The following is a 14,005-nucleotide window of genomic DNA, read 5'->3' as shown; positions in this document are numbered from 1 at the left end:
GCTGAGGTTTCTCACCCACTTCGGTGGGGTAAGGCCCCCCACAGACCATGGGGTTGATAGGCCAGAACTGTACGCACAGCAATGTGTTCAGGTGACTGGTACTAATCGGCCGAGGACTTACCAACAACACCCAGACACATCACAGTAAAATGTGTGTTCCGCATCCACTATGCACCTCTGAAACAACACACCACCACACCAGTTGTGTGGTGTGACAGTTTCATAAAGTTACGGCGGCCATAGCGGAGGGGAAACGCCCGGCCCCATTCCGAACCCGGAAGCTAAGCCCTCCAGCGCCGATGGTACTGCACCCTAACCAGTGTGGGAGAGTAGGACACCGCCGAACACAACTTTGAAAGGCCCCCAACCACCAGGTTGGGGGCCTTTCACATACCCACACCCACCCGCATAACCCGGCCCCACACCCGGCCCCGCCGGCCCACAAATACACTCCGCCCCACCAAACCGGGCCCACCCCACCAACTAGACGGCAGGGCAGACCCGAAATGGCGGGGCGGAAGCGATCAGGGCTCTTCGATGAGCTTGTACTCGGCGATCAGCCGGCCCACCTCGTTGTCGGTGAACTTGTCGTACAGCTTCTCGCGCAGGAAGTGCGGCCCGGGCAGCGCCGTCTCCTTGCCGTCGCGCAGCCGCGCGGTGGCGTTGAGCAGCTCACGCACGTCGTAGGTGGAGCCGAACACCTCGGGTACCGCGCGTTCGATGTCGAGCAGCGTGTAGACCGCCTCCATCGGGGTGCGGACCGAGTACTCGGTGGTGAAGATGCAGTCGCGGCTCGGGCTCTCCGAGAACTGTCCGATGAAGGCGAAGTTCACCGAACCCTCGGGCACCACATCCGGGCGGTCACCGGCCTGACGTGGCATGAAGAAGGCCGTGACATACGGCATCATGCACGGCACGGCCTTGGCACCGGTAGCGGCGAGCTCATCGATCTGCTCGACCGGGACGCCCATGTGGTACAGCCACTCCCGGGTGATCTCCTCACCGGTGCACTCGGCCATCGGCTTGCCGACGTAGTCGCCGTCGGCATCGGGGAACAGGCCGTACACCCACACCACGATCTGATCGGGAGACTGCTGCTTGAAGTGCGGCTGCCGGTTGACGGTCCAGCTCAGCAGCCAGCTCGAATCCTCGGCGGTGACTATGCCGCCGGTGACCACCTTCCCGCTGAACGGATCGCGTTCGCTGATCTTCTGGATGTACTCCGGAATCCGGGTGTCGAGGGTGGTGACGGTGCACGACTCCCACTTGGTCTTGTCGATGTCTCCGGCGAAGACCTCGGGCCGGCCGAACGCCGGATCCTTGGCCGCGATGGTGCGCCACAGATCCCAGGCCGGAGCCGGACCGGTGTTGAGCCGGGCCGGCGTGTGGTGATCGCCCTCGTCGGAGTTCTCGGTGAGCGAGCCGATGGTCATGAAGAGCAGGTCGTTCTCACCCAGTGCGGTGGTCCCGTCCTCGCCCTTGCGGTTCCAGTGGATCGCGGTGGCCTGCTTGCGGCCGTCGCCGAGCTCGAAGTCGACGTCGGTGACCGTGGTGGAGAAGTGGAAGGTGACGCCCTGGTCGAGCAGCCAGCGGTAGAGCGGCAGGACCAGAGACTCGTACTGGTTGTACTTGGTGAACTTGAGCGCCGAGAGGTCCGGCAGGCCCTTGATGTGATGGATGAAGCGGTGCAGGTAGAGCTTGAACTCGAGGGCGCTGTGCCAGTTCTCGAAGGCGAACATGGTACGCCAGTAGAGCCAGAAGTTGGACTGCAGGAACTCCTCGCTGACCACCTCCTCGATGCGCTTGTTCTCCATCTCCTCCCGGGTCGCCAGGAAGAGCTTGACCAGATCCTTCTGTCCGGTGTCGGAGAGACCGAAGGTGAAGTTGGTTCCGGCGTCCTCGCCGCGGTTGGTGGTGACTCGCCGCAACGACGAGTTCGGGTCGTCCAGGTTGAGCCAGTAGAACTCGTCGAGCACGCTGGCGCCCTCGACCTCCAGCGACGGGATGGAGCGGTACAGATCCCAGAGACATTCGAAGTGGTTCTCCATCTCGCGGCCCCCGCGGATGACGAAGCCCTTCTTCGGCTCCTTGATGCCGTCGAGGGCACCGCCGGGCAGATCGAGTTCCTCGAAGATGGTGATCTTGTCGCCGGCCATCTGGCCGTCGCGGATCAGGAATGCCGCCCCGGACATCGACGCGAGCCCGGCTCCGACGAACCAGGCCGTCTTGTCGTCGACGCCGGCCGGCTTACGCGGCCGTGCGAACGCCTCGTAGTTTCCTGCGCTGTAGTGCATGTGTGATTCCCCTCGTCAATCGGTGTTCGGTGAACGATCAATCAGCATGCCGGCGACCTCGAGGCAGTGAGGTCGCCGGCCGGACGAACAGCGGCGCAGGGCCCGACCGGTCGGCGCGACCGGGGGCCGCTCGCCGCGCAGCGATCAGGTGTAGTCGTAGAAGCCGTGGCCGCTGGCCATGCCGAGCCGGCCCTTGTCGATGTAGTTCTCCTTGAGCCAGGCGCCGAGCTTCTGCTGCTCGGCGTCGCCGCTCATCATGATGTTGTACGGGGTGTTCAGACCGATGACGTCGTAGATCTGGAACGGTCCCAGCGGTGCGCCGGTGGCGATCCGCCAGACGTCGTCGACGCTCTTCGGATCGGCGTAGTCGCCGGCCGCGAGCCCGGCCGCAGCCGAGAGCAGCGGAACCAGCAGGGAGTTGAGGACGTAGCCCGCCTTCTCCTTGTGCATGGGGATGGGCACCATGCCGATCTGCCGACCGAACTCGACCACCTGCTCGAAGACCTCCGGGCTGGTCTCGGGGGTGCCCATGATCTCGGCGGTATTGAACTGCCACACCCGGTTGGCGAAGTGCATCGCCAGGAAGCGGTCGCTGCGGCCGGTGGAGGGGGCGATGTCGCTGGGCAGCAAGGTGGACGAGTTGGTGCAGAAGATGGTGCGCTCGGGGGCCACCTTGTTCAGCTCGGCGAAGATCTGCTCCTTGAGTTCGAGCTTCTCCGGAGCGGCCTCGATCACGATGTCGGCCTCAGCGGCGGCCGAGGCGTAGTCGGTGTGGAAGCTCAGCCGCTTGAGGGCCGCATCCACCTTCTCCTGATCGGCGTCCTTCACCTCGGCCAGATAGGTCTTGGCCAAACCGGGGAAAGTGACGTCGCGGGCCTTGCCGATGACCTCGTCGTTGATGTCGTAGACCGCGACGGTGAAGCCGGAGTACGCGGTCTGATAGGCGATCTGCGAGCCGAGAACACCCGTGCCGATGACTGTTACCTGCTTGATTTCTGCCATGGCATCGACGGTACCCGCGAGTCGCGAAAGACGCTGGGCAGAAGCACGATTCCGCAGCAACGGCGGGAGGATTCGGGACGATCGGCCCAGTCGGGCATGCGCCCGGAGTCCTCGGTCAGGTCGCGGGCAGGGGCAGCTCGCGGCCGGGCCGCACCCGCATCACGACCAGGACGGCGATGACGGCGACGGACAGCAGCAGCAGGGATTCGCGGGCCAGTACGGCCACCGGCAGCAGCCAGCCGGCCGGATCGCCGTCGAGCATCCGGTCGCCGGTGGTGGGGCCCTCGGTGACGATCAGCACGAGGGCTGCGGCGGCCGCGAACAGCTGGACCGGCAGTCGCCCGTAGCAGGCCAGGTAGACCAGCGCCGGCAACAGATAGACCCAGTGGTGGATCCAGCTCACCGGCGAGACCGCCGCCGCCGTCAGACCCACCACCAGTGCGGCCGGGCCGAGCCCGGCGGTGCGGAAGACCCGCTGCGCCGCCCAGAGACCGGCGGCCGCGGCCACCAGTGCGAGCGCCGGCCCCACCGCGCCCGGCAGGCCGTCGACGGCGGCCAGCGCGCCCTGGACGGAGTTGTTGCCCGAACTGCTGAACAGATCGCCCAGATCGACCTTGTCGGAGAGCTCCCAGAACGTGACGGTGAAGAACGTCCAGGAGGCGTGCGGAAAGACGACGAGCCCGATCAGCGTGGCGCCGAGGAAGCCCATCGCGGTGCCGGCGGCCGCGCGCCACTGCCGGGTGATCAGGAAGAAGGGCAGGAACAGCAGCGGGGTGAGTTTGATCGCTCCGGCCACGCCGATCAGGACGCCGCGGGGCATCAGCCGCGCGGCCGCGGTGTCGGTGCGCCGAAAGACGTCGAGGATGCACAGGCCCATCAGCAACAGATTGATCTGGCCGAAGTCGAGGTGGTGGAAGCCGATCACGGTGAAGCGGGCGGCGGTGAGCAGGGCCAGCAGCAGGGGCAGGCGGTAGCGCCGCCGCAGCGGCACGAAGCGGTCGAGCACGTAGGCCAGGGCCAGCAGGTTGGCGATGTTCCAGAGCACGTATGCGGTGTGCGCGGAGAAGCAGGTGACAGGCCACAGGGCGACCGCCGCGAACGGGGTGTAGGTGAACGGCAGTCCGCTCGGGCCGATGCCCGGACCGAAGACGTCGCCCTGGTAGATGTCGGTGCCGGCGTAGGCGGCCGCGGCGGCGTACCGGTAGACGTAGAAGTCGACCGGCGGCACATGCGGGACGTTCAGCTCGTAGGGCACCACCAGGATCACGGCGGCACCGACCACCACCAGGGCATATGCCCAGGCCGCCAGCCGGGCGCGGTGGCCGGGGCGGTCGGTGGGTGCGGTCACCGCTCCATTGTGTCGGTCGCACCGCGCCCCCGGGCGCGCGGGTGCCGTCCCGGCGCGGCCGGTCAGGTGAGCGCGATGTATTTGGTGTCGAGGTACTCCTCGATGCCCTCGCTGCCGCCCTCGCGACCGATGCCGGAGGCCTTGACGCCGCCGAACGGCGCGGCGGGGTCGGAGATCACACCGCGGTTGACCCCCACCATGCCGCTGCGCAGCGCGCGCGAGACCCGCAGCGTCCGGTCCAGATCGCGCGAGTAGAAGTAGGCGGCGAGTCCGTAGTCGGTGCGGTTGGCGCGCTCGATCGCCTCCTGTTCGGTGCGGAAGGTGCCGACCACGGCGACGGGCCCGAAGATCTCCTCGGTGGTGATGGCGCAGTCGTCGGGGACCTGCGAGAGCAGGGTGGGCGGGTAGAAGGCGCCGGGGCCGTCCGGACGCTCGCCGCCGGTGTGCAGCCGGGCGCCGGCGGCCACCGCCTCGTCGACCAGATCGGCCACCCGGTCGCGCTGCTTGACGCTGACCATCGGGCCCAGCTCGGTGCCGGTCGCGTACCCGGGACCCATCGTGAGCCCGGCCATCGAGTCGGACAGGCGCCGGATGAACTCGTCGCCGACGCTCTCGGCGACCAGGAACCGGTTGGCCGCGGTGCAGGCCTGTCCGCCGTTGCGCATCTTGGCGGCCATCGCGCCCTGCAGTGCGGCGTCGAGATCGGCGTCGTCGAAGACGATGAACGGGGCGTTGCCGCCGAGTTCGAGGGAGGAGCGCAGCAGTTGCGGTGCGGACTGCTCGAGGATGACGCGGCCGACGCCGGTCGAGCCGGTGAAGGTGACCTTGCGCAGCCGGGGGTCGTTCATCAGGGCGGTGCTGATCGTCGACGCGGAGGTGGCGGTGACCACCGACAGCACACCCGCAGGCAGCCCGGCCTCGGCGAAGACCGCAGCCAGCGCGAGCATGGTGAGCGGGGTCTCCTGGGCGGGTTTGACGATCATCGGACAGCCGGCGGCCAGCGCCGCGCCGATCTTGCGGGTGCCCATCGCCAGCGGGAAGTTCCACGGGGTGATGGCCAGCGCCGGCCCCACCGGCTCCTTGGTCACCAGGATCGATCCGTTGCCGGCGGGAGCCTGCGCCGTGCGCCCGCCCACCCGGACCGCCTCCTCGGCGAACCAGCGCAGATACTCGGCGCCGTAGCTGGTCTCGGCAGCGCTGTCGGGCAGCGCCTTGCCCATCTCCAGGGTCATCAGCGTGGTGAAGTCGTCGGCACGCCCGGTGACCAGCTCCCAGGCGCGCCGCAGGATCTCACCGCGCTCACGCGGCGGTGTGGCCGCCCACCCCTCGGCGGCCGCGGCCGCCGAGCCGAGGGCATCGAGGGCATCCTGCGCGCCGGCATCGGCGACGGTGGTCAGCGTCTGGCCGGTCGCCGGATCGTCGACGTCGAAGCGTCCGCCGGAGGCGGCCTCGCGCGGCGCGCCGTCGATCCAGAGCCCGGTGGGCAGATCGGCGGGGAGATCGGGGCGGGACGGGCTGCCGGAGTGACTCATGATGCCCACGATAGGCCGTCGGGCCGGCCCGCGCGCCGGGCCCGGCGGGCCCGCCCGGGGACCGGCGGGCGGTCGTTATGCTGTCCGGTGTGCGTCTCGTGATTGCCGAATGCCAAGTGGACTACGTGGGCCGGCTGACCGCTCATCTGCCGATGGCGCGGCGGCTGCTGCTGATCAAATCCGACGGATCGGTGAGCGTGCACGCCGACGATCGGGCCTACAAGCCGCTGAACTGGATGAGCCCGCCGTGCTGGCTCACCGAGGAGCAGGCGCCGGACGGCGTCGACGCCCGGGGGGTGTGGGTGGTCACCAACAAGGCCGGCGAACAGTTGCGGATCACGATCGCCGAGATCGAGCACGATTCGAGTCACGAACTCGGTGTGGACCCGGGACTGGTCAAGGACGGTGTGGAGGCGCACCTGCAGGAGCTGCTCGCCGAACACGTGACCACGCTGGGGGAGGGCTACACGCTGATCCGCCGGGAGTACATGACCGCGATCGGACCGGTGGATCTGCTGTGCCGGGACGGCGACGGGCAGACCGTGGCGGTGGAGATCAAGCGGCGCGGCGAGATCGACGGCGTCGAGCAGCTGACCCGCTATCTGGAACTGCTCAACCGGGATGCGACGATCGCCCCGGTAGCCGGCATCTTCGCCGCGCAGCAGATCAAGCCGCAGGCCAAGACGCTCGCCAACGATCGCGGAATCCGCTGCGTCACACTCGATTACGACGCTCTGCGCGGCACCGAGAGCACCGAGTTCCGGCTCTTCTGAGGTGCCGGCTGGTGGGCCCGTACGCGGGCTGAGGCCGGCCGGTCAGGCGTACTTCGAGGCCGGATCGTCGCTGACGGCGGCGTCGTCGTCGAGCAGGTAGTCGCCGGTGTGATCCCGATCGGTCTGCTCGTCGTGGGCGTACTCCGAGTAGCCGGGCTCGTCGTCGACGGTGCCGAGGACGTCGGTCCGCTCGGCGGCGGTGTCGTCGGCGCCGTCGTCGGCAGACCGGTCGTCACCGCTGCGCGGCGTCCCGCCGTCGCGGAGGTCGGCGAGGTCGAACCGGTCCCGTCCGGTCAGCGGCCGGTTGAGCAGATCCAGGTCGTCGACCGCGGTGGTCGCCACCAGTGCGGCCTCGTCCTCGGAGAGCTCGAGGGCGCCGGGCAGATCGGTGAGGTGTTCGCGCAGAGCCGCGAGGTGATCGAGGACCTGGCGGTGGGCGTCGTGCGCGGCCTGGGCCAGGTCGCGGGAGCGGGCCAGCCGGGCGACGGCGATGTGGTGCGAGGAGCCGCGCAACTGGGCCGCGTCGTCCTGGGCCGCGGCGATGATCGAGGCGGCGTTGTCCCGGGCCTCGGCGAGGGTCTGCTCGGCCTTGCCGGTCAGTTCGTCGGAGTGCTCACGAGCCAGGGCCAGAGTCCGGTCGGCCTGCTGCTGGGCGTCGGCGGTCAGCGCGGCGGCCTCCTGCTGCGCCACCGACCGGGTCTCTGCGGCCTCGTCCGCGGCGTTCTGGCGGACCTCGTCGGCCTCCTCGGTGGCGAGGGCGAGCATCCGGGAGATGCGCTCGGTCATCCCCGCGGTGGTGGTCGGCGGCACCGAGAGCGCGGCCACCTCGTGTTCGAGCTCGGCGATGCGGGCCCGTGCCTCCTCGAGGTGGGTGAACATCTCGTCGGCGTGGGCATGGGCCGAGTCCCGGTCGGCGGCCATCATCGCGACATCGGCCTCGAGCCGGCGGATGTGGTCGGTGACCTGGTCGCGGTCGTAGCCGCGCATGACGATGGTGAACGGACTGTGGCGGTGACCGGGAGTGGACATGAGTCGACTCTAAGCCGGTCGCGGCGGTAGGGAGTGGATCACAATCGGCGTGTTGCGCTGGGATTTGGTGCTGGTGTGACTTATGTGACTCAGTCTGTGCCGGCTCGTGCGTCGCCGGTCCGGCGCGAGGCGGTCAGTGCCCGGCGGCCGGCTCGACGAGTTCGAGCAGAACACCGCCGGCGTCCTTGGGGTGGACGAAGTTGATCCGCGAATCGGCGGTGCCCCGCTTGGCCGCCGGATAGAGCAGCCGGACGCCGTTGCCGGTCAGATGTGCGGTCACCGCATCGAGGTCGCGGACGCGCACGGCGAGCTGCTGCAGACCGGGACCGTTGCGGTCGAGGAACTTGGCGATGGTCGACTCCGCGGTGAGCGGGGCGAGCACCTGGATGAGGGCGCCGGAGCCGTCGGCCGGGCCGATCATCGCCTCCCGCACACCCTGTTCCTCGTTGACCTCCTCGTGCAGGTTCACGAAACCGAGGTTGGTGCGGTACCAGTCGGCCGCAGCGTCGAGATCGGCGACGGCCACGCCCACGTGATCCACGCCGATCACCAGATCGCCGATCGCGGTCAGCGCATCCGTGGAACGCGCATCAGTGGTCATGGTCACGTCATCCGGGGAACTGTTGCTCATACGACCACGGTAGCGTTAGAGGGGAGACAGCGGCCTTCCGGCCGGTCGAAATCCCCGCTGAGGAAATCCCCGAGGAGTTGTGTGCGGATGTCCGAGAACACCACCGTCATCGTCGCCGGTGCCCGAACCCCGTTCGGTCGCCTGATGGGTTCACTGAAGGACCACTCGTCCGTCGATCTGGGCGCGATCGCCGTCAAGGGCGCCATCGAGCGTTCGGGCGTGCCCGTCGAGCAGATCGACTACGTGATCCTGGGGCAGGTGCTCAGCGCCGGGGTCGGGCAGATGCCGGCCCGGCAGACCGCGGTGAAGGCCGGAATCGGCTGGGACGTGCCGGCCCTGACCATCAACAAGATGTGTCTGTCGGGCATCGACGCCATCGCGCTGGCCGACCAGCTCATCCGGGCCGGTGAGTTCGAGGTCGTGGTGGCCGGCGGCCAGGAGTCGATGACCCAGGCGCCGCACCTGCTCAAGGGCAGCCGCGCCGGCTTCAAGTACGGCGACACCGCGCTCATCGACCACACCGCCTTCGACGGTCTGCACGACGCCTTCACCGATCAGCCGATGGGGCGGCTGACCGAGGAGTCCAACGACACCGACGGCTTCACCCGGGAGCAGCAGGACGAGATCGCCGCACGCAGCCACCGGCTGGCCGCGGCCGCCGCCGAGTCCGGCGTCTTCGCCGACGAGATCGTGCCGGTGGAGATCAAGCAGCGCAAGGGTGACCCGATCGTCTTCGACACCGACGAGGGAGTGCGGGCCGGCACCACCGTCGAATCGCTCAGCGGTCTGCGTCCGGCCTTCCGCAAGGACGGCACCATCACCGCCGGCAACGCCTCGCAGATCTCCGACGGCGCCGCCGCCGTGGTGGTGATGAGCAAGGCCAAGGCGCAGGAGCTCGGCCTGACCTGGCTCGCCGAGATCGGGGCGCACGGCGTGGTGGCCGGACCGGATTCGTCGCTGCAGGAGCAGCCCGCCAATGCCATCGCCAAGGCCTGCGAGCGCGAGGGCATCACCCCGGCCGACCTGGACCTGGTGGAGATCAACGAGGCCTTCGCGGCCGTCGGCCTGGCGTCGACCCGCAAGCTGGGCATCGACCCGGAGATCGTCAACGTCAACGGCGGCGCCATCTCGATCGGTCACCCGATCGGCACCTCCGGCGCCCGGATCACCTTGCACCTGGCACTCGAACTGGCCCGGCGCGGCGGCGGCATCGGAGTGGCCGCGCTGTGCGGGGCCGGCGGCCAGGGCGATGCGCTCATCGTGCGCGTGCCGAAGGCGTGAGCGCGATGAGTACCTGGTTCGACGTCTCCACCGCCGCCAAGCGCTTCCGGCTGATCGCCGTGATCGAGGCGATCACCTGGGCGCTGCTGCTGATCGGCATGGGGCTCAAGTACGGCGCCGACATGGAGTCGGCGACGATGGTGCCCGGCTCGCTGCACGGCGCCGCCTTCATCGTCTACCTGCTGATCACCGTGCTTTCGGCCCGCTCGCTGAACTGGTCGTGGAAGGTGACGCTGCTGGCGCTGGTCGCCTCGGTGCCGCCGTTCTTCTCCGTGATCTTCGAGATCTGGGCCCGTCGCACGGGCCGGCTGGGCGAGCTGTCGGCGCCGGCCGGCGAGGCGGCGGTCGCCGGCGAGAGCGCCGTCACCGCGTCCTGACCGGGCAGCGCGATCCACGACCGTCCCGAGAGTGAGAGACTGACAATCGTGAGCAGACCAGTGAATCCTCAGCAGGCCGCGGCCGCCGCCGCGGCGATGTCCGGTGCCGTCGATCTGTCCGTCCTGGCCGAGCGGGCCGACGCGCAGCGGCGTGCCGCGAATGCGCCCGCATCGCAGGCGCCGGCCGACGGCGCCCCGGCCGGCGGGGCCGCCGATGCCGTGATCGACGTGACCGACGCGACCTTCCAGACCGAGGTGATCGACCGCTCGGCCCGCCAGCTGGTGGTGGTGGACCTGTGGGCCACCTGGTGCGGCCCGTGCAAGCAGCTCTCCCCGCTGCTCGAATCGATGGCGCAGGCCGCCGGCGGGCAGTGGGTGCTGGCCAAGGTCGACGTCGACGCCAATCCGGGCATCGCGCAGGCCTTCGGCGTGCAGTCGGTGCCGATGGTGGTGGCGATCGCCGCCGGCCAGCCGGTGGCCGCCTTCAACGGGGTGCAGCCGCAGGCGCAGATCCAGGGCTGGCTCGACGAGATCCTGGCCAAGGTCGGCGGGGCGCTGACCGGGGCGCCGGCGCCGGAGGGACAGCCCGAGGAGCCGGAGGAGGATCCGCGGATGGTCGCCGCCGAGGAACTGCTCAACAGCGGTGACATCGACGGTGCGCTGGCGGCCTATCGGGCCGTGGCCGAGGCCGAGCCGAACAATCTCGAAGCCGCCTCGGTGGTGAGGAACCTGGAGTTCGTCAACCGGGCCCAGGGACACGATCCGGGCATCGTGGAGACCGCGGCGCCGGGCGACGTGGACGCCCAGCTCGCCGCCGCCGACGTGCTGCTGCTGGGACAGCGACCGGAGGAGGCCTTCGAACGGATCCTGGCCACCGTCCGGACCACCACCGGTGACGACCGCGATCGCGCCCGGACCCGGCTGCTCGAACTCTTCGAGCTCTTCGACCCGGCCGAGCCCTTCGTGGTCTCCGCCCGCCGCAAACTCGCCGCCGCCCTCTACTGAACCGCGCGGCCGGCGGGCTCAGCCCGCGGCGGCCGGGGTGAGGTAGACGACGGACTGGGCGGGCAGGGTGACGGTGGCACTGCACGGCCGGCCGTGGCTCGGCACGTCCACCGTGTGCACCGAGCCCAGATTCCCCACGCCCGAGCCGGCGTAGTCCAGGGCCGCGGTGTTGAGGATCTCGGTCCAGCGGCCGGGCAGCGGGAAACCGATCCGGTAGTCGTACAGATCGCGGCCGGAGAAGTTCACCAGCACCGCGACCAGCTCACCCGGCGCGGTCGCTCCGGGCGCGCTGCGGCGCAGGAAGCCCAGCACCGCATTGGTGACGTCCTGCGCATCGAGCCACTCGAACCCCTCGGCGCTGCCGTCGCCGGCGTGCAGAGCCGGCAGCCGCCGGTGGAGGCGATTGAGGTCGGTCACCAGATCGGCGATGCCGCGGTGTCCGGGGTCGGCGAGCAGTTCCCAGTCGGGGCCGGCCACGTCGTCCCACTCGGCGCGCTGACCGAACTCCTGTCCGGCGAAGAGCAGCTTCTTACCCGGATGGGCCCACTGGTAGGCGAGCAGACCGCGCACACCGGCGGCCCGGTCCGGTCCGGGCAGCCGGGTCAGCAGCGTGCCCTTGCCGTGCACCACCTCGTCGTGACTGAGCGGGAGCACGAAGCGCTCGCTGCCGGCATAGCCGAGGGAGGCGATCAGCCGCTGCTGCTCGAGTCCGCGCCGTTCGTGCGGCAGCGCCAGCACCGAGAGCAGATTGTTCATCCAGCCCAGATCCCATTTGAAGTCGAAGCCCAGGCCGCCGTGCTCGACGGCCGCGGTCACCCCCGGCCAGGCGGTGGACTCCTCGGCCACCGTGAGCACCCCCGGGCAGCGCTGGTGCAGGCGGTGATTGAGCTCGCGCAGAAAGGCCACCGCCTCGTCGTTCTCGTTGGTGCCCCGGTCGTTGGGCCGCCACTGACCGGTATCGCGGGAGTAGTCCAGGTACAGCATGGCGGCGACCGCATCGACCCGCAGTCCGTCGAGATGGAACTCGGTGCACCAGTATTCGGCGCTGGCGAGCAGGAACTCGGCCACCTCGGGCCGGCCCAGATTGAAGGCGTAGGTGCCCCAGTCCGGCTGCTCCCGGCGCAGGGGGTCGGCATGCTCGTAGAGCGGGGTGCCGTCGAAACGCGCCAGCGCGAACTCGTCCTTGGGGAAGTGCGCGGGCACCCAGTCGAGCAGGACGCCGATCCCGGCGCCGTGCAGCACGTCCACGAAGTACCGGAAGTCCTCCGGTGCGCCCAGCCGCGCGGTCGGGGCGAAGTACGAGCTCACCTGATAGCCCCACGAGCCGCCGTACGGATGTTCGGTGATCGGCAGCAACTGCACATGGGTGAATCCGAGGGCGCCGACGTGGTCGGCGAGCAGCCGCGCCAGCTCCCGGTAGCCCAGTCCGGGCCGCCACGACGGCAGGTGCACCTCGTAGATCGAGAGGGGACCGGCCTCGGCGGCGCCGCCGGCGCGCCGGGCCAGCCACTCCTGGTCGGTCCAGACGTACGACGACGGCCCGGCGATCACCGAGGCGGTCTCCGGCGGGCAGGCGGCCGCGCGGGCGAGTGGATCGGCCTTGTCCCGGATCCGGCCGTCGGCGCCGGTGACCCGGAACCGGTAGTGCTGTCCGGGCCGGGCGCCGGGGATCCGCACCCGCCAGTCGCCGTCGCCGCCGGGGGTCATCGGATACTCGGCCCAGCCCTCGTCGCCGAGGGCGCCGACCACGCTCACGGCGCGCGCATTGGGCGCCCACACCCCGAACGCGGTGCCGTCGCCGTCCGGGTGGGCGCCCAGGCGCTGCCAGAGCGGTCCGGCCGGGCGCCGTGTGCCGGGCTGCCGTGCGGTCACGAGGCCGGGGCCCGGGCGGTCAGCCGGGTCAGGGCCGCGCGCACCGTCGCCGGGTCGGTGGTCCGCCAGAACGGCGGCAGCCCCGCCGCCAGATAGCCGCCGTAGCGGGCGGTGGCCAGCCGGGAGTCGAGCACGGCCACCACGCCGCGATCGCCGGTCGAGCGCAGCAGCCGGCCGGCGCCCTGGGCCAGCAGCAGCCCGGCGTGATTGGCAGAGACGGTGAGGAAGCCGTTGCCGCCGTGGGCGTCGACGTCGCGCTGCCGGGCCGACAGCAGCGGATCGTCCGGCCGGGGGAAGGGGATGCGGTCGATCATCACCAGCTGCAGCGACGGGCCGGGCACGTCCACGCCCTGCCACAGCGACAGGGTGCCGAACAGGCAGGTCGGCTCGTCGGCGGCGAAGGTCTCGATGAGGGTCGACGTGGTGTCCTCGCCCTGGCAGAGGATGGGCACGTCGAGGATCTCGCGCAGCGCTTCGGTGGCCTCGCGTGCGGCCCGCATCGACGAGAACAGCCCGAGGGTGCGCCCGCCCGCGGCGGTGATCAGCTCGGTCATCTCGGTGAGCACCGGCTGCGCGAGTTCACCGCGCCCGGGCGGCGGCAGATGCCGGGCCACGTAGAGGATCGCCGAGCGCGGATAGTCGAACGGGGAGCCGACGTCCAGGCCGCGCCAGCCGCCCGCATCGACGTCGCCGGCCGTCGAGCCGGCCGGCGCGGGCGCGTCCGCCGTCCGATGCGGCGGCAGCCCCCAGGTGCGGGCCAGGGCGTCGAAGTCGCCGCCGATGGTCAGAGTGGCCGAGGTGAGAACGACGGTGGCATCGGTGAACAGAGAACTGCGCAGCAGTCCGGCCACCGAGAACTGG

12 protein-coding genes and 2 rRNA genes are annotated in these 14,005 nt (G+C 70.0%); 6 read left to right on the top strand and 8 right to left on the bottom strand.

Features of this window, described 5'->3' with window-relative positions:
* A 23S ribosomal RNA gene (locus ACJMNC_RS03005) occupies nucleotides 1–125 on the top strand; the annotation flags it as partial.
* 104 nt (nucleotides 126–229) lie between these two features.
* Nucleotides 230–346 (top strand): 5S ribosomal RNA (gene rrf / locus ACJMNC_RS03000).
* 178 nt (nucleotides 347–524) lie between these two features.
* Here rrf and ACJMNC_RS02995 read toward each other — a convergent pair.
* From ACJMNC_RS02995 to ACJMNC_RS02980, 4 genes are all read right to left on the bottom strand, one after another.
* Complete coding sequence (locus ACJMNC_RS02995) at nucleotides 525–2,294, bottom strand: oleate hydratase (protein ID WP_408946433.1); 1,770 nt, start codon at nucleotides 2,292–2,294, stop codon at nucleotides 525–527.
* 144 nt (nucleotides 2,295–2,438) lie between these two features.
* On the bottom strand, nucleotides 2,439–3,296 hold the full coding sequence (locus ACJMNC_RS02990; protein WP_408946432.1) for a 3-hydroxyacyl-CoA dehydrogenase: 858 nt from the start codon (nucleotides 3,294–3,296) through the stop codon (nucleotides 2,439–2,441).
* A 115-nt stretch (nucleotides 3,297–3,411) separates the two neighbouring features.
* Nucleotides 3,412–4,644, bottom strand: coding sequence for a glycosyltransferase family 87 protein (locus ACJMNC_RS02985; RefSeq protein ID WP_408946431.1), 1,233 nt, complete (start codon nucleotides 4,642–4,644; stop codon nucleotides 3,412–3,414).
* A gap of 62 nt (nucleotides 4,645–4,706) precedes the next feature.
* A complete protein-coding gene (locus ACJMNC_RS02980; RefSeq protein WP_408946430.1) occupies nucleotides 4,707–6,176 on the bottom strand; it encodes an NAD-dependent succinate-semialdehyde dehydrogenase in 1,470 nt (489 codons plus the stop codon).
* A gap of 89 nt (nucleotides 6,177–6,265) precedes the next feature.
* Here ACJMNC_RS02980 and nucS point away from each other — a divergent pair, with 89 nt between their 5' ends.
* Nucleotides 6,266–6,949, top strand: coding sequence for an endonuclease NucS (gene nucS, locus ACJMNC_RS02975; RefSeq protein ID WP_408946429.1), 684 nt, complete (start codon nucleotides 6,266–6,268; stop codon nucleotides 6,947–6,949).
* A gap of 42 nt (nucleotides 6,950–6,991) precedes the next feature.
* Here the strand turns inward: nucS and ACJMNC_RS02970 are convergent, their stop codons facing one another.
* Entirely contained in the window at nucleotides 6,992–7,978 is a 987-nt protein-coding gene (locus ACJMNC_RS02970; protein ID WP_408946428.1) for a DivIVA domain-containing protein, read from the bottom strand.
* Nucleotides 7,979–8,111: 133 nt separating this feature from the next.
* The gene (gene mce, locus ACJMNC_RS02965; RefSeq protein ID WP_408946427.1) at nucleotides 8,112–8,609 is read right to left on the bottom strand and encodes a methylmalonyl-CoA epimerase; all 498 of its coding nucleotides are present in this window, start codon (nucleotides 8,607–8,609) and stop codon (nucleotides 8,112–8,114) included.
* An 87-nt stretch (nucleotides 8,610–8,696) separates the two neighbouring features.
* Between mce and ACJMNC_RS02960 the strand changes: the two genes are divergently transcribed.
* The 3 genes from ACJMNC_RS02960 to ACJMNC_RS02950 all read left to right on the top strand — a co-directional run bounded on the left by ACJMNC_RS02960 (nucleotide 8,697) and on the right by ACJMNC_RS02950 (nucleotide 11,272).
* Nucleotides 8,697–9,890: an acetyl-CoA C-acetyltransferase gene (locus ACJMNC_RS02960; protein ID WP_408946426.1), complete on the top strand. Its 1,194-nt coding sequence runs from the start codon at nucleotides 8,697–8,699 to the stop codon at nucleotides 9,888–9,890.
* 5 nt (nucleotides 9,891–9,895) lie between these two features.
* Nucleotides 9,896–10,267 (top strand): DUF3817 domain-containing protein, encoded by a 372-nt coding sequence (locus ACJMNC_RS02955; protein ID WP_408946425.1) that lies wholly within the window; start codon nucleotides 9,896–9,898, stop codon nucleotides 10,265–10,267.
* Between the two features lie 96 nt (nucleotides 10,268–10,363).
* On the top strand, nucleotides 10,364–11,272 hold the full coding sequence (locus ACJMNC_RS02950; protein ID WP_408946471.1) for a tetratricopeptide repeat protein: 909 nt from the start codon (nucleotides 10,364–10,366) through the stop codon (nucleotides 11,270–11,272).
* Nucleotides 11,273–11,290: 18 nt separating this feature from the next.
* Here the strand turns inward: ACJMNC_RS02950 and glgB are convergent, their stop codons facing one another.
* On the bottom strand, nucleotides 11,291–13,144 hold the full coding sequence (glgB, locus tag ACJMNC_RS02945; RefSeq protein WP_408946424.1) for a 1,4-alpha-glucan branching protein GlgB: 1,854 nt from the start codon (nucleotides 13,142–13,144) through the stop codon (nucleotides 11,291–11,293).
* Nucleotides 13,141–14,005 (bottom strand): ATP-dependent DNA helicase (locus ACJMNC_RS02940; protein ID WP_408946423.1); only part of this gene is annotated, 865 nt, incomplete at its 5' end. The genes glgB and ACJMNC_RS02940, both read right to left, overlap by 4 nt.

The organism is Gordonia sp. VNK21 (genome assembly GCF_046098115.1).
GTDB lineage: Bacteria > Actinomycetota > Actinomycetes > Mycobacteriales > Mycobacteriaceae > Gordonia.
The sequence above is the reverse complement of the archived record's forward strand: the minus strand, read 5'-3'. Positions and strand labels throughout refer to the sequence as shown.